The sequence below is a fragment of the Arthrobacter sp. TMP15 genome, assembly GCF_039529835.1.
Classification (GTDB): domain Bacteria; phylum Actinomycetota; class Actinomycetes; order Actinomycetales; family Micrococcaceae; genus Specibacter.
The window spans coordinates 200,081-220,935 of sequence record NZ_CP154262.1; the positions used below are offsets into that span (position 1 = coordinate 200,081).

The following is a 20,855-nucleotide window of genomic DNA, read 5'->3' on the forward strand; positions in this document are numbered from 1 at the left end:
CTAATTCTTGCCCAAATTATGCGACTTTAGGATTTTGTGCCGACTTTTGTGTCATGGCAAAGCGCCTAGATGACGAAAGCAGGACGTTTACCTCCGCCCATGTGTTAGCTCCCAGCCTGCTAGTTCCGGCGAAAGGCCAGATCGAAAATCACACGCCCCGCTTTGTGGGCCTTGTTTTCAAAACTCGTCAGAACTCGACCGTCAAAGCGCGGCGCCCAACCGCCAATGTCATCCGGTTCGTTGCTTTGCTCGCAGTCCACGCCGCTGAGCCGCGCCTGGGTGAGGGGGCTCTCGGCGGACTTGCGCTCGCCGTCGTGCGGGTTGGTGAATTCCTTCGAGTCAGTGCCCACCTCGCGCATTTGCTCGGCATACGTTGACCAGTCGGTGGCCAAGCGCCATGTGCCGCCAGGGCTGAGTACGCGGGCAACCAATGGGGCGAAAGTGTCCTTCACCATCCGACGTTTATTGTGCTTGGTCTTGTGCCAGGGGTCCGGGAAAAATACCCACACCTGGCTGACAGATCCAGTCGGCAGCATAGTACTGAGAACTTCAGGGGCGTTAGCCTGGACGACCCGCACATTGGTCAGCTTGTTGGCAACGATTTTTTGGATGGTCTGGGCCAGTCCTGGTGTGTAAACCTCCACGGCCAGAAAGTCCATGGCGGGATTTTCTTTTGCGGCGTAGACCACGGCATCGCCCAGACCTGAGCCAATTTCAACAACGAGCGGCGCGGTGCGGCCAAACTCTTCGGCTGCGCTAAAAACGTACTCGGGGTGCACCGAGGTGTCTGAAATGTGGCGCGGAACATCCACTGCCAGAGTGTCTGAGTGATCGTCCCATGCCTGCTGGCGGCGACCCTGCAGACGTGTTCCGCGGCGCACAAATGACACCGGTTGGGCGCGGTAGGTACCTTCTGCGGCCTGGCTTCCCGGGGTGACAGGGCGTGCCGAGCCGTCTTCGGTGCGGGGGGCCGGCTGCCCGGTGGAGGTGTTAACGCGTGCGGAGGGTTCAGGGACTGGGTTTTCGCTCATCACTCTTAAGCGTACCGGTGACCACGGGCAGTAGCGCGACTTTCACGCCTGCGCATGGTTGGCGTGGGGAGCGTGCGCCACAGCCACTTGTGCGGCACGTACGCCACTGACGGTGCGCAGGGGTTCAACACGTACTCGAACGTGAGTTGGGGCACTAAGGGGAGCGCCGGCGTCGTACCGCTGCTAGACTGACATTACTTAATGCGCGTCTAGTGCATTCTGCGTCGATGAACGCATTCAACTTGTCCCGCACTGATTTTGCTTCAGGCAAATCGCGGTTGACACGCTCTGGCATTGAATCGGCGAACCCGCGGTCAAAACTGCTCGTGGGACGTTGAACCGCCTTACGAAAGATTCTCTCTTTACATGACAACTTTTGCTGCCCTTGGTGCGCCCAAGGAAATCGTTGCTTCACTCGCCGCTCAGGGCATTGAGGAAGCATTCCCCATTCAGGTCAAGACCTTGCCAGATACTTTGGCAGGACGGGACGTGTTGGGGCGCGGCCGCACCGGCTCCGGCAAGACCATTGCCTTCGCCATCCCGCTCGTTGCCCGTTTGGCTGAGCGCGAAGCCCCTTACTTCCGCAAGCCGGGCCGTCCCATGGGCCTGGTTTTGGCACCAACCCGCGAACTGGCCACACAGCTGAACAACACCATTGAGCCGCTGGCCAAGTCCATGGGCTTGAACACCACGGTCATTTACGGTGGCGTTTCACAGGCTCGTCAGGAAAAGGCTTTGCGCGCAGGCGTTGACATTGTCATTGCCTGCCCCGGCCGTCTAGAAGACCTCATGAAGCAGCGCATCGTGTCGCTGGAAAATGTTGAGATCACCGTTTTGGACGAGGCTGACCACATGGCCGACCTTGGCTTCTTGCCCGTTGTTAAGCGCCTGCTGGACACCACTCCCACGCAGGGCCAGCGCATGCTGTTCTCCGCAACGTTGGATAACGGCGTGGACAAGATCGTCCAGCGTTACCTCTCCAACCAGCTCACCCACTCGGTAGACGAGGCCAAGGCTGCTGTCTCCACCATGGAACACCACGTACTCGTTGTTGGTGACCAGACGGTGAAGAAGCAGGTCATCGTTGAGCTGGCATCGGGCGCCGGTCGCCGCATTCTTTTCATGCGCACCAAGCACCACGCCCGCAAGCTGGCCAAAACCCTGACCGACGCCGGTATCCCCGCCGTTGATCTGCACGGCAACCTCTCACAGAACGCACGCGATAGGAACCTGGCCGAATTCTCCACCGGCGGCGTCCGCGTGCTGGTTGCCACCGACGTTGCTGCCCGCGGCGTCCACGTCGATGACATCGAATTGGTCATCCACGTTGATCCGCCCACAGAGCACAAGGCATACCTGCACCGCTCAGGACGTACGGCGCGGGCCGGGTCCGACGGCGTTGTTGTCACCTTGACCTTGCCGGAGCAGCAGAGCGACGTCAAGAAGCTCATGCGTGCAGCAGGCGTTGACGTGAACTTTGAGCGCGTCACCACCAGCTCACCGGTCATTGCTACATTGGTGGGCAACGTAGCTGACAAGATTGATCCACGCACCCGCGCGGCACTCCTGGCCGCCAAGGCGCCGGCACAGGGTGGCGGTTCATCAACCGGAGCCAATGCTCAGCGCAAGCGCTCAGTTCGTTCCGGTGCCGCTCCCACAGCCGGTGGCCGGGGTGGCCGTGGTGGACGTGGCCGCGTCTCATCAGAAGGTGGCGAGCGTTCGGCTCCTGCGGGACAGGGTAACCGTTCAGAGCGTCGCGATGGTCAGGTTTCACGCCCAGCTGGCGCTGGGCGTCCGGCACGTTCCGGCGAGGGCCGCCCAGCTGGTGCTGGCCGTCCGGCACGCGATGGTGAGGGAGCCCGCGGCAAGCGCGCACCTCATTCAAGTGGTTCACGTGAAGGCGCCCGCGAGGGTGCACGAAGCAGCTCCAGTGTTGCTTGGTCATCCAACACCGGAGGTACTTCCGGTGGCAGCTACAACGCCAACGGTGGTGGATCCTCTCGCTCCGGCGGACCCCGCCGCGCTTCTGCACCGGCTTCGAACCAGCGTCGCAGCCGCTAGATACCAAAAGAATCGGGCCCGCTTCCTGCGGGCCCGATTCTTTTTAACTAATGCCAGTGTGTAACCCTCTGGCACCTGGTGGACTGGCATCTGATGGACAGCCGGATCGCGGTCCCACTTCGTTTGGAGCTGGATGCTCTATTCAGGTGCCGACCGGGTCGATGCTGAGCACAGCAAGGAAGCCGCGGCCGGAAACCTCCGGGGCATCCTCGGAACCTACCACCGTATCGAACTTGCCAAGCGCCTCAGCGGCTGGCACCGGGGAAGATGCCTGCGGATGGTCCGGGGCAACAGTCGAGGGCGCTGGCGTAACGCTGGCCGAGCCCTGAAGCAGCACGGCAAACTGGTCGGCAAAGACCGGGTGTGGACGCTTCTTGGACAGTTCGATGATGGCGGCGTAGCCCTTGAAAGCGCCACGTCGGGTCATGAGATTCAAGTCCTTCAGAGCACCTGTTGGTAGGGCTGCGCAGGTCTGTGAATCGCCTGAAAAACGGAACGGACGGTACTTTTCAAGTGCCTGCTCCACACCATCTATTGTCAGTGCGATCAGTTCGCCCTCTACCACCGTGATAATGCGATCCACCCCTGGTAGTTCCGAGAAGGGGCCGGCTTTGGAAACCTCTGCCAGACTCACACGCCATTGCCACGGCTCTGATCCTGCCGGGCCGGCAGCAATTTGCCGGCTTAGCCCACCGCCATTGTGCCAAGGCGTTGCTTCGAGTGCGGAGTAGCGGATGATTTGCATTATTTTTCGTCCGCATTCTTCACGCTGTAAATATGCAGCCGCTTCGGGTCAGATGGACGACGGCGGAGCTTTCGTTTGTAATAAGACCAACCACCTGTGATGGCCAGGGAAACAGCGAAGGCGAGCACGATCTTTACAGGCAGGCCGAATCTAGCAAAACTCAGCACTAAAATCATGGCCGCGAAACTGGCGAAGTTGACGATGACGTCCAACCAATCGGTCTTATTGCGCATGAGACAAGCTTACGCGGCAAACGTCTTCACCAGATTCGTGGACAACTCCTCTTTGGCGTGGATGGTTCAGGGGCTGACCGTTCTAGCGGTAACTGGCCACAAATGGCCGGTTGGTGGGCACTATCTCCTTGCCCAACGGCATCAAAGAAACAGGGATCATCTTCAGATTGGCAATAGCCAAGGGGATACCGATGATGGTGATTGCCATGGCAACTGCAGTGCTGACGTGTGCAATCACTATCCAGATTCCCGCCACCAAAATCCAAATGACGTTGCCCAGCGTACTGGCCAGGCCCGTGCCGCCGGGCTTATCAACAACGGTTCGGCCAAAAGGCCACAGGGCGTACCCGGCAATGCGGAATGAGGCTATACCCCAGGGGATGGTGATGATGAGAATGCAGCACAAAATTCCGGCAAAAAAGTAGCTCAGCGCCAACCAAAAGCCGCCGAACACCAACCAAATGACATTCAAAATTGTCTTCATCCCCCCATTCTGCCCGCTGGCACCGACAAAGGGCGCTTTCGAACTGAAACGAAGGAGCCGCCCGGCATAACACCTCTCTTGTAGGAGTGAATCTCTGGGATAGCCTTGCGGTGTTACGCTGATCTGCAACGGCTCAGTTCCTCAATCTGGCAAGGAAACCTACCATTCCATGGACTTAGGCACAGTCTTTTTGATTCTTCTCTTGGTGATCGTTGCCATTTTTTTGGGCGTCGCCGTCACCTTGGGGATATTAGTTTCCCGGGGCGTCATTGGCTTAGCGAAATTTTCTAAGCCCAGGATCGAGTCGGCAAAGCGTAGCGCCCTGAAAGTTCGGGCCAGCTCCAGTACCGGCCCCGTTGCGGAGATCCTCAAGCAGCGTGTGGCCCTGCAAGAATCCCTTGAAGCGACGCACAGGTCGTTGGGTGTGGCCCAGTCCACCGGGCAATATACCGGAAATCTTGAGTCCGTATTCAAGACCCTGCAGCAAACAGCCGCCGTCATGGAACACCAGTTAATTGTGGCACAACGGGAACCCGAACCCGCTGTCCAGGCCCTCTATGCTAAGACACTCAGCGTGCAAGTGGAGCAGATCACCCAGACCGCCAGGGGAGTCCGCAACGCTCTCGCCAGTGCTGGCGCGCCGACTGCCGAAGTTGACCTCAAAGACCTCACCCGCACGCTTGAAATTGAGGCTTCGATGCTTAAGAATTGGTCTAAAACATACACGGACCTTGGCGAAGACTAACTGAGAACGATGAGTTTTTTTGCGCGGATTGTGGGCATTTTTTCTCGCCCCAAGCTCTCGGTGAAGTACGACCGCGGAGCCTCCAGCCGTGACCCGCTCACCTTGAGGGATGCCCAGTTTAAGCAAAGGAACGCCGTGCAAAAGATGCGCCGTGGAGTTGCCGATGTTTCGGTGAGTAGGCAGCGGTTGGACATCCAGGCCGCGGATCTAGAACAGGCCCTTGACAGACTGGTGCGGCAAGCGGAAAAATCTCGCCTTGACGGGGATGAGCTAGCTGCCCAAACTGCCATGGGCCGCCACCTGATTATGGGCGGGCAGCTGGCGGACATCGTCAACCAGCGCAACGCCTTGGCCGAACAGGAAACCATGCTGATTGGCGCCCTAGCTCAGCTCCAAGCCCGCGTCAGCGGCTTCAACGTCACAGTTGAAACGCTCAAGGCCACGCAATCTGCGGCGCACGCCGATCACGCCATCGCCCAAGCGCTCGAGGAATTCAAAAAGCCAGAGGTAGGGCAGGCGGAGCGCCCGTAGTTTGAGCTCTGCGCATGGTCAGTTGAGCCCGTGCCGCCACCGTCGAAGTGGCGGCACCATGACAACTCACGGTGCGCAGGAGTCAAAGACGCGAGCGTCAGCTTTCGGAAATATCGCCAGTGGCAACGTCGAAGGTGAAGGATCGTTTGGCCTCAAGACCCTGGCCGCAGTCCCGCACACCCATGACGAATGCAACGGTGAGGCAGCCGGCGTTAATGTCGGCCTGAGTCACCTCGTATGTGGCATTGAAACTACGAGCCGTCCCGGCTGGCAACGCTTCAGGGCAGGCAACAACCTCGGTAGAGCCGTTCTCACGAAGCACCGACACCACCTGAACATTGGTTTGCGCAGAATTCTCCACCCTCCCGGCAAACGCCAGAACGTCTCCAGCCTTGTAGCCCGGAATGATGGCACCGTAGTTTCCATCCTGTGATTCGCGGTTTGAAAGTACCTGGGGAGCCTCATCAGAATAGCCCTGACCGACTTCCTTCCAAGCGGCCGGGTCCCAATCACCTTCAGTCGCAGCCAATACAACAGTCTCGCCAACACTGTTCCAAACCACTGGGCGTCCCGGCGTGATGGAACGCAGCACAACGCTCAGCCCAACGCTTCCGGCATAGGAGGTGCCGACGTCGTGCTTCAGTGAGCCGACAGGGGAGGTGAGGAGCTCTTGCGGATCGAAGGCAACAAAAACGATTTCCTGGTAACCCTGGCTCTCATACAACACACCAATCCGGCCGTCGGGCAGGCGGGCAGCGGTGGAATACTGTGAACTGCCTGCACACAGTACGACGGCGTACGGCCAGGTTGCGCCGTTGTCCACAGTTAGCTTCAGGAGCGTATTGCGGCGCAGCAGGGGGTCATGATTGTGGGTGGCGATGAGCCAGTTCTCAGTCTCAGGTGTGGCCCACGCTGCCACATTGGGTAAGCCGTCGAAGCGTGCCACCGAACCGTTGTCGCTGGGGTCGGGCAATTCACTGTGCGGTTGCGCGGTTGTATAGCTGTGACCGCCGTCTGTGGAGAGGGCAGTGAGCCTGTGTGGTGTGGCGCGGGAGTGCATCAGCAGTGATCCGTCAGCCAAACAAACAACCTTGTTTTCATTGGCTCCAGAAATGAATTCACCGAGAGTCCAAATCTCGCCATGATCGTCGCTATAGGCGCTGGCGGCCTTAATGTGGCCCTGGTGAAGTAGCACGAACTGCTGCACAAGACGCCCCGTGAACGGGCCGGTGTGAATTTGAATGCCAGCGCCCGCAGCAGCAAAAAGTCCGGTTGTACCCGGGCGTTTGAGCATGGCGGTGAGGCTGCGATGCTGCCACGTGAGACCGTCGTCGTCTGAGAAGCTCAGGTCCGCGTGCTGGATGGCATCCTTATCCTCTAGTCCTTCAACTGCCTCAAAGAAACCAGCGTGGGTCCCCGCCGCGTGGAAGCAAAAAATGCGCCCGGTTTCGGTGTCAACAAGCAGACTTGGATCCCCGTAACCGTCCAAACCGGTGCCTGTGCGGATTGTTTGTTGCGGACCCCACGAGGTTCCATTATCGGTGCTGCGGCGGATCAGCAGATCGATTGGGTTGGGGAGGTCATCCAAATTGGGCCGGCCGTCGTAGGCGGCCAGGAGTGTGCCGTGAGTGGATACCGCGAGGGCCGGGATGCGGTACTGGCGGTGCCCGGAAACACCGCGACGGGCAAGAACAAACTCAGAGGAGGTAGGACGAGTGGTCACATGATGAGCTTAGCCGTGATGGAACCCAGATGCGTGGGGCTAACCGACTGAGCGGGCCCGACCGATCTGGGTTTGCAAGAAATGCACCCTGTTGAACACATCGATCCTTTGAACCTCATTGCCCACGGGAAGCTGCTCCGTGTAGGAGTATTTACCGGCCTGAATATTCACGGCGATGAAACCCTCCATGCGAGTATCGCGGGCGAGGAGAAAAAGCAGGCTAATGAGGAAAAACCAAATGAATAAAAACACCATGACAATAGCCCAAGTAGGGGTGAAAGTGGTGACCCTGGTTTGATCAACGGATGTGACGTCACTTCGGCCAAGGGCCACGTTCCGGCCGGAGTTATGACGTATTGCTCGGTGACCTGGATATGCCCGAGCGAGAGCAGGATGGGCGGGTTGGCGGGGAATCCTGGGCTCTCTAACGTCATGGTTTCCAACTGACCAGCTTTGAATTATATCCAGCCCTGATGCCACGGGGAGTTCATGGGTATTGTGTGCCGCTGTGTTGGCTGAATGACTACACCGAACTGCCTCCAGTTCACGGTCCATGCTGTCCGGACTACTTGTAGACGGACTTTAGGCCGGCTTCATCGTATCGGGTGCCTGCCGCGCTGCCGGCAGGCACGGCTGCTTCAATAGCGGCAAGATCTTCGGTGGTGAGCACAATGTCCGGTGCTGCCGCGTTCTCCTCCAAATACTTGCGTTGTTTGGTGCCAGGTATGGGAACAGTGTTTTGGGCTATGACCCATGCCAGTGCCAGCTGTGCGGCCGTGACCTCCTTGGCTGCGGCAATTGCGGTGATCTGCTCAACCATGGACAAGTTCGTTGCCATATTCTCACGGGTGAAGCGGGGCATGCCTCGACGCCAGTCGTTCGCGGCGAGATCGTCTTCACTGGTGATCCCGCCTGTCAAAAGACCTCTGCCCAGCGGGGAGTACGCCACGAAGCCGATGCCGAGTTCGCGGGCTGTCGCTAAGACTCCGTTGCTCTCCGGCTCGCGCTCAAACATGGAGTACTCGGTTTGTAGCGCGGTTATTGGATGGGTGGCGTGTGCGCGCCGAAGTGTCGCCGGGGCCGCCTCTGAAAGGCCAAGAAACCGCACCTTGCCTTCGGCAACGAACTCGGCCATGGCTCCCACAGTTTCTTCGATCGGGGTGTTGGGGTCCACGCGATGCAGATAGTAAAGGTCCACGTAGTCCGTGCCAAGGTGAAGCAAGGACCTCTCCAGCGCCCTGCGGGCATAGGCGGGGCTGCCATTGACGGGCCGCCGGGAACCATCATCGTTAACTTCGCTGCCAAACTTCGTGGCCAAGGCATACTCGCCTCGGCGGTGCCCAATGGCCTGGCCTATGAGTTGCTCATTGAGGAACGGCCCGTAAACCTCCGCCGTGTCAATCAAGCTGATGCCCAAATCAAGGGCGCGGTTGAGCGTGGCCGTTGATTCGGCGTCATCGCGGGCACCGTAAAACGCACTCATGCCCATGGCGCCTAGTCCCTCAGCGGATACAACAAGTCCTTGGCCGCCTAATTTCACTGTTTGCATACTGCTTCGCGCCCTCACTTGGCTCTCTGCCCACCCGAATTGTCCGGCATGGGTGCTGCCAAGCAAAATGCTGCCGTACTTTGGGTTGTGGGGCAAGGGTCCCTGGCTGGCAAATTGCTAGGTGAGGGGAATTAGCGCTCGCCTTTGTTGATTTTGCTGAACCTAAGCGTGAGGGACTAAGCGCTGCCCCGATCATCTCTGGGCACGGGTTTCTCAATGGCCCAGGGGCTAGGCGATGGTGACGCCAAGGTGCGCTGCCATGAAAGGGGCAAGCAGGCTTAGTTGGTAATCGTCAATGACAACCCCGGACATGGAACCGATGCCGTTGAGAATCCGAAAATCGGTGCTGCGCAGATCGAGGTCTTTGAGCTTGGCCTGCTGGAGGTCGAGGGTGCCAATCCGGCAGTTCTTCAGTGACATGCGGGTGACTGTTGCCCCGCCAAGGTCAAGTTCGCCAATGATGGCATCGCTGATCTGAAGGTCGGTGATCTTAGCGGTGCGCAGGTTCAAAAAGTCGATCTTCCCTCCGTCGATCCGTACCGACTGCCAACTGCTGTCATACAGTTCTGCAGAGCCCCACCGTGGTGCAGTGATTTCGGTATCCCGCCAGCTGGTTCGGGCGCCCTTCATGATCGGGGCGAAGCTGTCATTGACGACCGTGCCACGGAACCGCACACCACGAAGCTCGGTGTTATTCAAAGTTGGTCTATTGAGCTCACAGTCTAGAAAGTCCGTTGAGCTCAGATCGGCTTCATCAAAGGAGGTCTGCTCAAAACGTTGCCCGTCATACGTCTCACCGGGACCAAAGAAAGCATCGTCATTTACTACAAGGTCATGCAGTTCTAGGGGAGAGAGGCGGGGTGCGCGGGGTTCATTCTTCGAAGCCATGCACACAGGGTACCCGGCCGCGGTGAGCGAAAAAATCTGATAGCCACCAGCGGGAACGGAAGCCGCCGGTGCTAGGACTCGAGTTTGGCGATGACCCGAAAGCGCTGCAACACCAATATGGTGTCATCATCCACCGTAAACTTTGGGTCTCCCATGGCCTTGCGCATATCCGGGGAGTGCCAAAACTCTTCATGTCCGGCCCGCCACTGTGCCACGGTGGTGTAGTCCTCGCCCTCATCGATGACGTCCTGGAGATCAACGTCGGCCAGCTTCACGTGGCGTACCTCGGTAGTTTCAATGACGGCAACACCTTTTCCGGCCGAATTAATCACCAGCTCCTGCTGGCCAATGCGGGGTAATTCTTCGTTTTCAACCTCATCTTCGATGAGTGTCGGGGTAGTGGAAGTTTTTGAGCCGTCCAAGATTGCTGCGAGCAGTTGTTCGCGTAGCAGTCCCGGGAAGGCGAACTCAACAATCGGCAGGGAGCTGCAGTCAGTCATACTATGAACCCACGGCATTTATTTGGTTCAACTGTTCTAGTTCCCGACTGAGATTGTGCTGTGCCTGCGCCGCCCACAGCGCCTGGCCTTTGCGCGTATGGAATAGCGGTCTCAGGGCTAGTAATTGACGTACTACGGTAGCTCTTCCGTTGGTAAAATTGCAGTCCGAAACGTGTGAATAGTCGCGGCGAATGCCAGAAATATAGCGGGAATAGAGTTCCGGCGTACCGCCAAGGATGGCTAGGTCGGCGTCGCAAAGCAAGTGCCCGGAGCTATCGCCAGGCTCGGGGGCATGGGTAGCTGTGAGGCGAACAAGCCGAGCAACTTCTGCTACTTCCGCGGGGGTCACTACATCTTTTAAGTACAGTTGCGCTAATTTGGCCGACTCTTCTTCGTCCGTGGCGGTGCCGTTGTAGACGGCGTCATGAAACCAGGCGGCTAGTTCCACGGTGCGGGGGACGCAGCGCTCAGTGAGCAGCTCTAGTGCTTCCAGTACCGCCAGTAGGTGCGTTCCCGAGTGGTAGTGCCTGTGCGGCTCGTTCCAGCGGGTGAGTATATCGGAGCCAAGGTGTGGCTGGCCCGGCAGGAGGGCGTTCCAGCGCAACCCCAATACCGAGGCAACAGATTTGACTCGGTATTTTGCTTTGATTCGCAACCCAGAGTCCATCAGTGTGCGGGCCAACTCCTTGCCTGATACCGGAATAGCTCCTGCTGCGACCAGACCCTCGTAACGGCGCTTCGCGACGTCGTAGTGATCAAGGTCAAAAGCGCGTCTGGTGACTCCATTGGCTGCCGCAAAGGCGTGCAACTCATCAAGTGAGGTGTTGGAGATCAGATGCGAGAACACGGTTCCGTGCGCTGGCCAGTAGGGCGGATCGATGAAGATCATGCTTTTAGCTTAGGTGCTCGCTCCTGCCCTGGCTCCAAGTGGACTGCCCTGCGAATGTGCCGCGAAGCTGCGCCCGCATAGAGCTGAGCCCGCATAGAATCGTTTGGGTCCAACACATCAAATGAAGGTCAATGGCAATGCGAAAAGAAGATTCTTCAGTTCAGGCTACTTTCAACGCCATCGCCCGGCGCTATGACCTAATGAACCGGCTCATGACGCTGAATTCACATAGGCGCTGGTGCCGGGACGTTGCCGCCATTGCCACCTCCGCGCCCGGACGCAGCTACCTTGATCTGGCCACGGGGACAGGCGTCATTGCCAAGGCCATCGCAGCGGTGCACCCTGCGGCTACCATCATTGGAGCTGATTTTTCCGAGTCCATGTTGGAGGTGGCCCGCCAGCAAGCGGGCAACACAAATATCCAGTGGCAGTTTGCCGATGCCCATGAACTGCCCTTCAAGGACAATACGTTCGACGGCGTGAGTCACGGATACCTCCTGCGCAATGTCAGCGATCTGGATACGGTGTTGAACGAGCAGTTCCGCGTACTCAAGCCTGGCGGAGTAGTGGCAGCTCTTGAATCGTCCCCTCCCAGCGGCATGCTTTCCCCATTCATCCGTCTTGGCATGCGCATAGTCATCCCAACGTTGGGGGCAATCATTGGCCGCGACCGTGAGGCATACCAGTACCTGGTCGATTCCACCCTGGGCTTCCTGACCCCTAAGGCGTTGGAGCAAAAGTTCCAGCAGGCCGGGTTTGAGCACGTCCAGGTGAAGCCCAGGTTCATGGGCACCAACATGATTTGGGTGGCGCGTAAGCCAACCTGAGGAAACTTCCATGTTTTATTCGATGGGTGGGACGGAGGGGAAACCCTTCAGGGAATTCTCCCTCAACGCACACGTTGAAAACCCGGACAAAAGGAACGCTACCGGCAGGCGGGGATTGCCGGGACGTCCGCATGGGTTGATGCCTGGCGTTGATGGATAATTCCGCCAACAGCCGTGCTTAAAGAGCCGTTTTTGGCGCAGGATTTTTCGAGGTCTAAAAAATCTTTGGAATAAGGCGCCCAATTTCAAAGTTGAGCGTAGTAGACTCAACTTTATCGGGATGGGTTTTTACGCCCTCCCCCAGCCGATGAAAGGACTTCTCTTGGACGCCAAATTCACCACTAAGAGCCAGGAGGCTCTTTCCGCCGCCGCCATGAACGCCTCCACCGCCGGGAATCCTGCGGTGGAGCCCGCCCACCTGCTCAAGGCCCTCATGGATCAGCGCCAAAGCGTTGCTGTGGCCCTTTTGAAGGGCGCAGGAGTGGACCCGGATGAGGTCAGTGTTGGTGCCAGTACAGCCATTCGCAACCTCCCGTCGTCGTCCGGGACCTCGGTAGCCCAGGCACAATTGAGCCGAAACACCCTGTTGGTGGTGCAGGCCGCGCAGCAGACCGCCGAGCGCATGGGAGATAACTATGTCTCCACCGAGCACCTGCTTTTGGGTCTAGCGGACGACGCCGGAGCAACAGGAAGTGCCCTGCGCCAGAGTGGTGCCACTAGAGCCGCGCTGGATGCGGCGCTTCCGTCAGTGCGTGGCGATGGCAAGGTCACCACCCCCGATCCCGAGAACACGTTTGAAGCACTGGAAAAATTTGGTGTTGACATGACAGCCATTGCCCGCTCCGGCAAGCTTGATCCGGTGATTGGCCGCGATGCCGAGATTCGCCGGGTCATCCAGGTACTGAGCCGTCGCACCAAGAATAACCCGGTGTTGATCGGGGAGCCTGGCGTTGGCAAAACAGCCGTTGTTGAAGGTCTGGCCCAGCGGATGGTTGCAGGGGATGTGCCCGAATCGCTGCGCGGTAAGTCGTTGATCAGTCTTGACCTCTCAGCCATGGTGGCCGGGGCCAAATACCGTGGCGAATTTGAGGAGCGCCTCAAAGCTGTCCTTGAGGAGATCAAGGCCTCCGATGGGCAGATCGTGACGTTCATCGATGAAATCCACACGGTTGTGGGTGCTGGTGCCTCGGAAGGTTCCATGGATGCGGGCAATATGCTCAAACCCATGCTGGCGCGCGGTGAGTTGCGCCTGATCGGTGCCACAACCCTCGATGAGTACCGGGAAAACATTGAGAAGGATCCGGCTTTGGAGCGCAGATTCCAGCAGGTCTACGTTGGTGAACCCAGTGTTGATGACACCATCGGTATTTTGCGTGGGCTGAAGGAGCGTTATGAAGCGCACCACAAAGTGGCCATCGCAGACTCTGCCCTGGTCGCGGCCGCAACACTGTCCAACCGCTACATCAGCGGCCGCCACCTGCCTGACAAGGCCATTGACTTGATGGATGAGGCGGCTTCCCGGCTGCGCATGGAGATTGACTCCGCGCCGGAGGAGATCGACCAGCTGCGCCGCGCCGTCGACCGCCTGACAATGGAGGAATTGGCCCTCAGCGGGGAAACTGATGCGGCATCCATGGAACGCCTTGATGCCCTCCGCGCGGATATGGCTGACAAAAAGGAAGAGCTTTCCGGATTGAACGCCCGGTGGGAAGCCGAGAAGGCCGGCCTGAACCGTGTGGGTGATCTGAAGGCCAAACTTGATGAGCTGCGCTCCATTGCGGACAAGGCACAGCGCGACGGCGATCTTGAGCAGGCGTCTCGGGTCCTGTACGGGGAAATCCCGGCTTTACAGCACGAATTAGAGGCTGCTGCGGCTGAGGAGGAGTCCGCTGATAAGGCAGAACTCATGGTGGCAGAGGAAGTCACCGCTGATGATATAGCAGAAGTCATTTCGGCCTGGACAGGGATTCCGGCCGGACGGATGTTGCAGGGTGAAAGCCAAAAGCTGCTGCAAATGGAGCAGGTTTTGGGATCCCGACTAATCGGCCAAGCCTCAGCTGTCACCGCTGTCTCTGACGCCGTCCGCCGGGCACGCGCCGGCATCAGCGATCCGGACAGGCCCACGGGCTCGTTCCTGTTCCTTGGACCCACGGGTGTTGGTAAAACTGAGCTGGCCAAGGCGTTGGCTGACTTCCTCTTCGACGACGAACGCGCCATGATCCGCATCGATATGAGCGAATACTCTGAGAAGCACTCCGTCTCGAGGCTGGTTGGTGCGCCTCCCGGTTACGTGGGTTACGACGAGGGTGGGCAGCTGACTGAGGCCGTACGCCGCCGGCCATACTCCGTTGTGCTGTTGGACGAAGTTGAAAAGGCGCACCCGGAAGTTTTTGACATCCTTCTGCAGGTGTTCGACGACGGTCGGCTCACCGACGGTCAGGGTAGAACAGTTGATTTCCGCAACGTCATCATTGTCCTGACCTCGAATTTGGGCTCCCAGTTCTTAGTTGACCAGTCACTGTCAGAGGATGAAAAGCACAAGGCAGTCATGTCCATTGTGGAGTCCTCATTCAAACCTGAGTTCCTGAACCGGCTCGATGAGATCGTCATGTTTGATGCGCTCACCGTGGATGAACTTTCGCGAATTGTTGACCTGCAGGTGCAGTCTCTGGCAGCCCGGCTGTACCAGCGGCGCCTGAGCCTTGAGGTGACCGAGGCTGCGAAGGCATGGCTGGCTCTGACGGGTTACGATCCTGCCTACGGTGCGCGGCCCCTGCGCAGGTTGGTGCAACGACAGATCGGTGACAGGCTGGCCAAGGAAATTTTGGCTGGTGCCATTACCGACGGCGACACAGTTTTGGTGGATACCTCGGCCGACTTCGATGAACTGGACCCGATTTCAGGTGCTACCTCCGGACTGACTGTCAGCCGGAAATAGAGAACCCAGGGAATCCTGGCCGCCTAACTGGTGAGAGGGGTGGGAAACGGGTAATCCGTTTCCCACCCCTCTCGTATTTCTCGGTGCTGGCCTACTTCTTGCTATTTTGTCAGCGAGGTTTCCAGCGGATTGCCGTCCCGCGTGTCATGAACCATGCAGTCGACCCGACGATCATCGCGTTCAGTCCAGGTGGACTCGGAAGGATAAGCGGTGGTTTGTTTCAGGGTCGTGATTTTAGCGGCCGCTGACGTTAACTCAACGCCGTTGCACACGTCAGCAGCTTTAGCTTTAAGCGCTTCTGCCCCCGGGAAGTCGTCCGAGATTTCATAGTTGAAAGTGCCTGCGAGCTGGGCGTTGTGAGGTGTGCTGCAAAGTACAACGTCGGCCGGTGTGGAAGCATTCTTAAAATCTCGCAAACAATCCCCCTCCAGCCATTCCAACGGTGATAGAGCGGGGAACATTAGGCCCGTGTCAGGATCCGCAACTCCGTCAGTTGACGTTGCATCTTCGGTGGGTGAGGCGCTCGTAGCCGCAGTGGCGTTGTCACTGGGCTCAGTGGCTGGACTCTGCTGCTGCGACTGCGAAGCGGCGACCGGGCTGGGGTCTGCTTTGTTGATATTTCCAAGGATCAAACCAAGGAGAAGCCACACGAAGAAGATGATCAGACCTAAACCAAGTACGGCAATACCGAGGATAATGAAGAGCTTCTTCTTGCCACCACCGTTGCCACCACCGTTTCCACCAGGGCCACTTCCATTGGGGCTGCCGGGGCCCTGGGGACCGCCAGGATAGCCTGGCCCCTGTGGCCCACCGGCGTAGCCTGGTCCTTGTGGGCCGCCGGGGTACCCGGGGCCCTGATTACCTGGATAGCCGGGGCCTTGCGGTCCGCCTTGGTATGGAGGGGTGCCTGTTCCCGGTGCCGGCGGAACACCGGCTGCGCCGTACTGCTGTGCGCCGTACTGACCTGCGCCGTATTGACCTGCACCGTACTGCTGTGTGGCCGGTTGGGTGGGCGCTCCCTGCTGACCTGTTGCGCCAAAGGGTGCTTGGCCGCCAGGAGCAGCCTGCTGGCCAAACGGAGCCGGTGCACTGTGCCCAGCCTGATACTGCTGCTGTTCAAGGGGCAGCGTGGCCTCAGAGAAGCCTGGATCCGCAGTGGGAACTTCGCCGGTTGCGGAGGTAGGGGCGCCGGAATTTTCAGATTGTTGCGAGCTTGCCAGTGCAGCCGCGGCGGCAGCATCGGCTTCACCGCGGGCCAGCTGGGCAGGGGATTGCCAGCCTCCAGCCTTCGGCTGCCAAGGCGTAGCCGATTGCTGCCATTGGGTTTCGGGACGACGCCAGCCGTGACCGTCAGCCACGCCAGGACCAAAGTGCGGTGCAGCTGCAGGGGGTGCAGTTTCAGGAGCTGCAGTTTCAAGGGGCCCTGATGCATCGGGGGATGCTTCAGGCGCCACGTCAGGGGCACCTCCACCGACAGAGTCTGCGGTTGCTGCCTGCTCTGTGAGCGCGGCAGCCTCAATAGCCTCAGTAGCGGAAACTGCAGGGGCGCCGTCGTCGGACTGGTTCTGTGGCTGCGTAGCAAACTCTTGCGTGGGCTGCTCGTTCTGCGGCTGCTCTCGGGGAGAGGAAGCAGGTGGCATGGTCGGGGGCGCAGGAGGCGTTGCGGGAACCTGCCTCGGGGGTGTCACCGATTCGGTGGGGGTAGCCATTTGCTGAACTGGCTCCACGTCAGCGACCTGTCCTACGGCGGCCTCTGCCTGGGCGGTCTCTCCCTGGGCGGTCTCTCCCTGTGCGGCCTCCCCCTGGGTCCAGGGATTGCTCGCAACAGGAGGCTTAGAGAAATCCGTGCGCATAACAGTAGGCGCATCGTCCCAATCGATCGGTTGCTCCGGGGTGGACTCAGGGGATTTGAATGTAGGCGCGGGAATGTCAGTGGCGAGGGTTGAGGACACTCCCTGGGCGGCCAATTCGGCTTCGTGTTCTACCTTCGCTGCCTCAGCGGCAGCAGCCTGCAGGTCAACGCTTTCGGCGACCTCCTCGCTGATTTCCGCGGCCCCAAGCTGTGGCTCGTCAAAGGTGTAGTCCGAGCCTGAAATGACAGGCTCGAGGTTTTCCTGAGCTGGTGCTGCTGGCTCTGGAGCCGTGGTTGGCTCAAGCGGCTCCGGTGGAGGGCTGTTCTGGGCGCCCTGATCGTTGGCGTTGCTGCTCTCGTTCATGGGGACTAACCTTCCGTGCTGCGCATTTTGCTTTGGGCAAACGTTGTGCGTGTGGTGAGGGAAAGTGTTTACAGACACTTTGTGGATGCCGTCGGCACGCCGCCCTCATGGAATAAATACTCTACTTACACGTGACTCTACCGAATAAAGCGTTCCAACCGGCCCAATCCCACGGTTTGGCTATGGGCAGAACACCCCATGGTGGGACACGACCATCGCAGAACTAATGTAATCTAGGAATACGACAAATTGACCGAATATTCCGGAGCCTCGCTCTTAGCCCGAGCGACCACCTCTGGTCCAAGTGTAAAAAGGGGGTCACGCCATGGGGCGCGGCCGTCAAAAGGCGAAGGCAACCAAGCAGGCTCGGGACATTAAGTACTACTCCCCGAACACTGATTATTCTGCTCTGCAAAAAGAGCTCGGTGCGACTACTCGGCGAGCCCCGAGCCATCACGTTGAGATTCCTGCAGAGCCGGATTATTCGGCATATGAAGATAAATATGCGGATCAGTTTGAGGACGACGACGAAGTGGACACCCGCCGCATTGGCTAGGGACGCTTAGACACCAAACGTAACAAACCCTGCACGACGCTCAGCAGAAAAGCTGAAGCGACGTGTGGGGATTTTGTTGCGCTCAAGGAAATTCGTCCACTTACTGAAAAAGCCGCCGTTTGCGGATAAAGCCACCCGGCGTCGGGTGGCTTTATCCGCAAACGGCGGCTTTTTACGGACCATCGTTACGTCTCAGGAAGCGTAGCTACCCACGAGGCGAACAGCGCCGCCATTGACACCCTTGGCGCCCTGAGTGTAATCAGAGCCAGTTTTATCTGAATTGGAAGACTCCGTGGTGACGGTTCCCATGACCCATGACGGCAAGCCACGAGAATTCAACCGCTCAACTGCTGAGTCTGCGGCGTCGGCTGACACCACTGCCACCATGCCAACACCCAAATTCAGTGTCCGTTCGAGATCGGCCAACGGGACATTGCCCAGCTGTGAAACCAAGTTAAAAATGGCCGGTAGGCTCCACGTGGAACGGTCAACCGTGCCAATCAGGCCCTGCGGAAGGACGCGTGCCAAGTTGGCAGCCAGACCGCCACCGGTGATGTGACTGAAACCGTGCACAGCTTTTTCCTGCGTAACAGGAAGGTACCGGGTCAGATCCAAGCAGTCGGCTGCATACACGCGGGTTGGTTCAAGGAGCTCTTCGCCCAGGGTGCGTCCGAGTTCAGACACCTGACGCTCAAGAGCCCAACCCGCGTGGTTGATAACGCGACGAACAAGCGAGTAGCCGTTGGAATGCAGGCCGGAAGACGCCATACCGATGATGACATCACCCTCGCGTACTCGTTCCGGACCCAGCAGCAAGTCAGCCTCGACGACTCCGGTACAAGCACCCGCGACGTCGTACTCATCCGGGGCAAGCAGGCCTGGGTGTTCAGCAGTCTCGCCACCCACCAGGGCGGTCCCGGCAACCTTGCAGGCAGCAGCAATGCCACGGACAGTATCTGCCACGCGCTGGGGAACAACCTTACCGGTGGCAATGTAGTCCGTCATGAACAGCGGCTCGGCACCCACCACAACAATGTCATCGACAACCATACCCACCAGGTCAAAACCAATGGTGTCGTGGATATCCATGGCCTGGGCGATTGCCACCTTGGTACCCACACCGTCAGTGGATGTTGCCAAATACGGCTTCTTGTAACTGAGCAGTTTGGAAGCATCAAACAAACCGGCAAAGCCGCCGAAGCCGCCAACAACGTTTGGGCCGTGGGTAGCCTTAACGGCCTCCTTCATCAGCTCAACTGCGAGGTCACCGGCTTCGGTGTCAACGCCGGCACTGGCATAAGTGATTGCCGCAGCGGAATCATGGGAGGCGTTGGTCATGGCGTCTCTTTTCGTGGAATTTCTTAGGAACCGTTGGATACGGCGCGGTCTTGCTCGGACAGGATGGATTCCATTTCCGAGTCGGGGCCGGGGTCGCATCCGGTGGAGGGGGTGGAATTGCCGGCTGCTGTACGTTCAAGCAAATTTTTGCCTAGGCGGTCGCTGCTGGGAAGTTCAATGGGGTACGTGCCAGTGAAGCAGGCCGTGCATAAGCGTTCGCGCGGCTGCTGCGTGGCGTTGATCATGCCGTCCTCGGAGATGTACTCCAGGGAATTGGCGCCGATTGATTTGGCGATCTCATCTATTGCGGCGCCGTTGGCGATCAGCTCAGCGCGTGAAGCAAAATCAATCCCGTAGAAGCATGGCCAGCGTACTGGGGGGGAAGAAATCTTGACATGGATTTCTGCTGCGCCGGCTTCCTTAAGCATGCGGACAACGGCTCGCTGAGTGTTGCCACGGACAATGGAATCATCCACAACAATGATGCGTTTGCCGCGGATTACCGATTCAAGGGCACTGAGTTTGAGCCTAATCCCGAGTTTGCGCAAGGTTTCGCTGGGCTGGATGAAAGTACGGCCAACATAGGCATTTTTGACGAATCCGTGAGCGAAAGGGATGCCCGATTCCTCGGCGTAGCCAATTGCCGCCGGGGTGCCTGACTCCGGGACGGGGATGACAAGATCGGCCTCTGCGTGGTTTTCACGTGCAAGTTGACGTCCCATCTCCACGCGGGATTCGTAGACTGAGCGGCCAGCAATGGTGGCGTCCGGGCGGGCCAGGTAAACGTATTCAAAGACACAACCGGCCGGTGTTGCCGGGGCAAACCGCTGTGCGCGGACACCGTCTTCATCGATAGCAATGAATTCGCCGGGTTCAATTTCACGGATGAAAGTAGCGCCGATGGTGCTTAGCGCTGCGCCTTCAGAGGCAACAACCCAGCCACTGTCCAGGCGGCCGAGTACCAACGGGCGCACACCATGGGGGTCGCGGGCTGCGTATAGCGTATGTTCGTCCATGAAGACGAAACTAAAGGCACCATGGATTTTGGGTAGCAACTCCATGGCTGTGTCTTCCAGGGAGCGGCCCTCATCGCCTTGCAGCAAGGTGGTAACAAGAGCAGTGTCTGTGGTGTTGCCTTGGGCCATTTCCCCAGAGGTTGGGACACCGTACTTGGCAATGACCATCTCATGCAGTTCCGCTGAGTTGGTGAGATTGCCGTTGTGCGCCAGTGCGACTGTGCCGCTGCCTGTTGCGCCCAGAGTGGGTTGGGCATTGGCCCAGTTGGCGGCTCCCGTTGTGGAATACCGACAGTGGCCCACGGCCATGTGCCCGGTCAGGGTGTTCAGCGTGGATTCATCAAAGACTTGGGATACCAGACCCATGTCCTTGTACACACTGATCCGCTTGCCATCGCTTGTAGCGATACCAGCAGATTCCTGACCGCGGTGCTGTAGTGAATACAGTCCGTAATAGGTTAGTTTTGCAACCTCTTCACCGGGTGCCCAGATGCCCAGAACGCCGCAAGCGTCCTGAGGTCCCTTTTCGCCGGGTAAAAGATCATGGGATAATTTTCCGTCTCCGCGTGCCACCTGAGAATTATC

General features: G+C 58.6%; 19 protein-coding genes. 6 read left to right on the plus strand and 13 right to left on the minus strand.

Going from position 1 to position 20,855, the window contains the following annotated elements; all coding sequences use genetic code 11:
• Positions 1-119: 119 nt before the first annotated feature.
• Positions 120-1,031 carry a tRNA (guanosine(46)-N7)-methyltransferase TrmB gene (gene trmB, locus AAFM46_RS00865; protein WP_343318992.1) on the minus strand — a complete coding sequence of 304 codons (912 nt, stop codon included), beginning with the start codon at positions 1,029-1,031 and terminating at the stop codon, positions 120-122.
• A 366-nt stretch (positions 1,032-1,397) separates the two neighbouring features.
• On the opposite strand from trmB, the gene AAFM46_RS00870 reads away from it, so the two are divergent.
• The gene (locus AAFM46_RS00870; RefSeq protein WP_343318994.1) at positions 1,398-3,092 is read left to right on the plus strand and encodes a DEAD/DEAH box helicase; all 1,695 of its coding nucleotides are present in this window, start codon (positions 1,398-1,400) and stop codon (positions 3,090-3,092) included.
• Between the two features lie 142 nt (positions 3,093-3,234).
• Here the strand turns inward: AAFM46_RS00870 and AAFM46_RS00875 are convergent, their stop codons facing one another.
• The 3 genes from AAFM46_RS00875 to AAFM46_RS00885 all read right to left on the minus strand — a co-directional run bounded on the left by AAFM46_RS00875 (position 3,235) and on the right by AAFM46_RS00885 (position 4,554).
• Complete coding sequence (locus tag AAFM46_RS00875) at positions 3,235-3,837, minus strand: HutD family protein (protein ID WP_283531870.1); 603 nt, start codon at positions 3,835-3,837, stop codon at positions 3,235-3,237.
• Positions 3,837-4,070, minus strand: coding sequence for a hypothetical protein (locus AAFM46_RS00880; protein WP_343318997.1), 234 nt, complete (start codon positions 4,068-4,070; stop codon positions 3,837-3,839). Before AAFM46_RS00880 ends, AAFM46_RS00875 begins: the two co-directional genes overlap by 1 nt.
• A gap of 82 nt (positions 4,071-4,152) precedes the next feature.
• A complete protein-coding gene (locus tag AAFM46_RS00885; RefSeq protein WP_283531867.1) occupies positions 4,153-4,554 on the minus strand; it encodes a YccF domain-containing protein in 402 nt (133 codons plus the stop codon).
• 169 nt (positions 4,555-4,723) lie between these two features.
• On the opposite strand from AAFM46_RS00885, the gene AAFM46_RS00890 reads away from it, so the two are divergent.
• Complete coding sequence (locus tag AAFM46_RS00890; RefSeq protein WP_343318999.1) at positions 4,724-5,299, plus strand: hypothetical protein; 576 nt, start codon at positions 4,724-4,726, stop codon at positions 5,297-5,299.
• A gap of 9 nt (positions 5,300-5,308) precedes the next feature.
• Positions 5,309-5,830: a hypothetical protein gene (locus tag AAFM46_RS00895; protein WP_343319001.1), complete on the plus strand. Its 522-nt coding sequence runs from the start codon at positions 5,309-5,311 to the stop codon at positions 5,828-5,830.
• Between the two features lie 97 nt (positions 5,831-5,927).
• Here AAFM46_RS00895 and AAFM46_RS00900 read toward each other — a convergent pair whose 3' ends face one another.
• The 6 genes from AAFM46_RS00900 to AAFM46_RS00925 form a co-directional block, all read right to left on the minus strand.
• Positions 5,928-7,553 (minus strand): sialidase family protein, encoded by a 1,626-nt coding sequence (locus AAFM46_RS00900; RefSeq protein ID WP_343319003.1) that lies wholly within the window; start codon positions 7,551-7,553, stop codon positions 5,928-5,930.
• A 39-nt stretch (positions 7,554-7,592) separates the two neighbouring features.
• Positions 7,593-7,886 (minus strand): hypothetical protein, encoded by a 294-nt coding sequence (locus tag AAFM46_RS00905; RefSeq protein ID WP_283531863.1) that lies wholly within the window; start codon positions 7,884-7,886, stop codon positions 7,593-7,595.
• 232 nt (positions 7,887-8,118) lie between these two features.
• Positions 8,119-9,102 (minus strand): aldo/keto reductase, encoded by a 984-nt coding sequence (locus tag AAFM46_RS00910; protein ID WP_343319005.1) that lies wholly within the window; start codon positions 9,100-9,102, stop codon positions 8,119-8,121.
• Between the two features lie 228 nt (positions 9,103-9,330).
• Positions 9,331-9,990: a pentapeptide repeat-containing protein gene (locus AAFM46_RS00915; protein ID WP_343319007.1), complete on the minus strand. Its 660-nt coding sequence runs from the start codon at positions 9,988-9,990 to the stop codon at positions 9,331-9,333.
• 71 nt (positions 9,991-10,061) lie between these two features.
• Positions 10,062-10,490: an ASCH domain-containing protein gene (locus AAFM46_RS00920; protein WP_343319009.1), complete on the minus strand. Its 429-nt coding sequence runs from the start codon at positions 10,488-10,490 to the stop codon at positions 10,062-10,064.
• 1 nt (position 10,491) lies between these two features.
• Positions 10,492-11,379 carry a DUF4031 domain-containing protein gene (locus AAFM46_RS00925; protein ID WP_343319011.1) on the minus strand — a complete coding sequence of 296 codons (888 nt, stop codon included), beginning with the start codon at positions 11,377-11,379 and terminating at the stop codon, positions 10,492-10,494.
• Between the two features lie 131 nt (positions 11,380-11,510).
• On the opposite strand from AAFM46_RS00925, the gene AAFM46_RS00930 reads away from it, so the two are divergent.
• Both AAFM46_RS00930 and clpB read left to right on the plus strand, forming a co-directional pair.
• Positions 11,511-12,206 carry a ubiquinone/menaquinone biosynthesis methyltransferase gene (locus AAFM46_RS00930; protein ID WP_343319013.1) on the plus strand — a complete coding sequence of 232 codons (696 nt, stop codon included), beginning with the start codon at positions 11,511-11,513 and terminating at the stop codon, positions 12,204-12,206.
• A gap of 322 nt (positions 12,207-12,528) precedes the next feature.
• Positions 12,529-15,144, plus strand: a complete 2,616-nt coding sequence (gene clpB, locus AAFM46_RS00935; protein ID WP_283531857.1) for an ATP-dependent chaperone ClpB — start codon at positions 12,529-12,531, stop codon at positions 15,142-15,144.
• A 101-nt stretch (positions 15,145-15,245) separates the two neighbouring features.
• On the opposite strand, the gene AAFM46_RS00940 is transcribed toward clpB, so the two are convergent.
• On the minus strand, positions 15,246-17,360 hold the full coding sequence (locus AAFM46_RS00940; protein ID WP_343319015.1) for a hypothetical protein: 2,115 nt from the start codon (positions 17,358-17,360) through the stop codon (positions 15,246-15,248).
• Between the two features lie 325 nt (positions 17,361-17,685).
• Here AAFM46_RS00940 and AAFM46_RS00945 point away from each other — a divergent pair, with 325 nt between their 5' ends.
• Positions 17,686-17,916, plus strand: a complete 231-nt coding sequence (locus AAFM46_RS00945) for a DUF3073 domain-containing protein (protein ID WP_283531855.1) — start codon at positions 17,686-17,688, stop codon at positions 17,914-17,916.
• Positions 17,917-18,108: 192 nt separating this feature from the next.
• Here AAFM46_RS00945 and purM read toward each other — a convergent pair whose 3' ends face one another.
• Both purM and purF read right to left on the minus strand, forming a co-directional pair.
• A complete protein-coding gene (purM, locus tag AAFM46_RS00950) occupies positions 18,109-19,254 on the minus strand; it encodes a phosphoribosylformylglycinamidine cyclo-ligase (RefSeq protein WP_343319017.1) in 1,146 nt (381 codons plus the stop codon).
• Positions 19,255-19,277: 23 nt separating this feature from the next.
• Entirely contained in the window at positions 19,278-20,843 is a 1,566-nt protein-coding gene (gene purF / locus AAFM46_RS00955; RefSeq protein ID WP_343319019.1) for an amidophosphoribosyltransferase, read from the minus strand.
• Between the last annotated feature and the right edge of the window lie 12 nt (positions 20,844-20,855).

Excerpts from the sequence above, each read along its gene's own strand:
- trmB (WP_343318992.1), bottom strand. The coding sequence starts at position 1,031 with ATGAGCGAAAACCCAGTCCCTGAACCCTCCGCACGCGTTAACACCTCC.
- AAFM46_RS00870 (WP_343318994.1), top strand. The coding sequence starts at position 1,398 with ATGACAACTTTTGCTGCCCTTGGTGCGCCCAAGGAAATCGTTGCTTCA.
- AAFM46_RS00875 (WP_283531870.1), bottom strand. The coding sequence starts at position 3,837 with ATGCAAATCATCCGCTACTCCGCACTCGAAGCAACGCCTTGGCACAAT.
- AAFM46_RS00880 (WP_343318997.1), bottom strand. The coding sequence starts at position 4,070 with ATGCGCAATAAGACCGATTGGTTGGACGTCATCGTCAACTTCGCCAGT.
- AAFM46_RS00885 (WP_283531867.1), bottom strand. The coding sequence starts at position 4,554 with ATGAAGACAATTTTGAATGTCATTTGGTTGGTGTTCGGCGGCTTTTGG.
- AAFM46_RS00890 (WP_343318999.1), top strand. The coding sequence starts at position 4,724 with ATGGACTTAGGCACAGTCTTTTTGATTCTTCTCTTGGTGATCGTTGCC.
- AAFM46_RS00895 (WP_343319001.1), top strand. The coding sequence starts at position 5,309 with ATGAGTTTTTTTGCGCGGATTGTGGGCATTTTTTCTCGCCCCAAGCTC.
- AAFM46_RS00910 (WP_343319005.1), bottom strand. The coding sequence starts at position 9,102 with ATGCAAACAGTGAAATTAGGCGGCCAAGGACTTGTTGTATCCGCTGAG.
- AAFM46_RS00915 (WP_343319007.1), bottom strand. The coding sequence starts at position 9,990 with ATGGCTTCGAAGAATGAACCCCGCGCACCCCGCCTCTCTCCCCTAGAA.
- AAFM46_RS00920 (WP_343319009.1), bottom strand. The coding sequence starts at position 10,490 with ATGACTGACTGCAGCTCCCTGCCGATTGTTGAGTTCGCCTTCCCGGGA.
- AAFM46_RS00925 (WP_343319011.1), bottom strand. The coding sequence starts at position 11,379 with ATGATCTTCATCGATCCGCCCTACTGGCCAGCGCACGGAACCGTGTTC.
- AAFM46_RS00930 (WP_343319013.1), top strand. The coding sequence starts at position 11,511 with ATGGCAATGCGAAAAGAAGATTCTTCAGTTCAGGCTACTTTCAACGCC.
- AAFM46_RS00940 (WP_343319015.1), bottom strand. The coding sequence starts at position 17,360 with ATGAACGAGAGCAGCAACGCCAACGATCAGGGCGCCCAGAACAGCCCT.
- AAFM46_RS00945 (WP_283531855.1), top strand. The coding sequence starts at position 17,686 with ATGGGGCGCGGCCGTCAAAAGGCGAAGGCAACCAAGCAGGCTCGGGAC.
- purM (WP_343319017.1), bottom strand. The coding sequence starts at position 19,254 with ATGACCAACGCCTCCCATGATTCCGCTGCGGCAATCACTTATGCCAGT.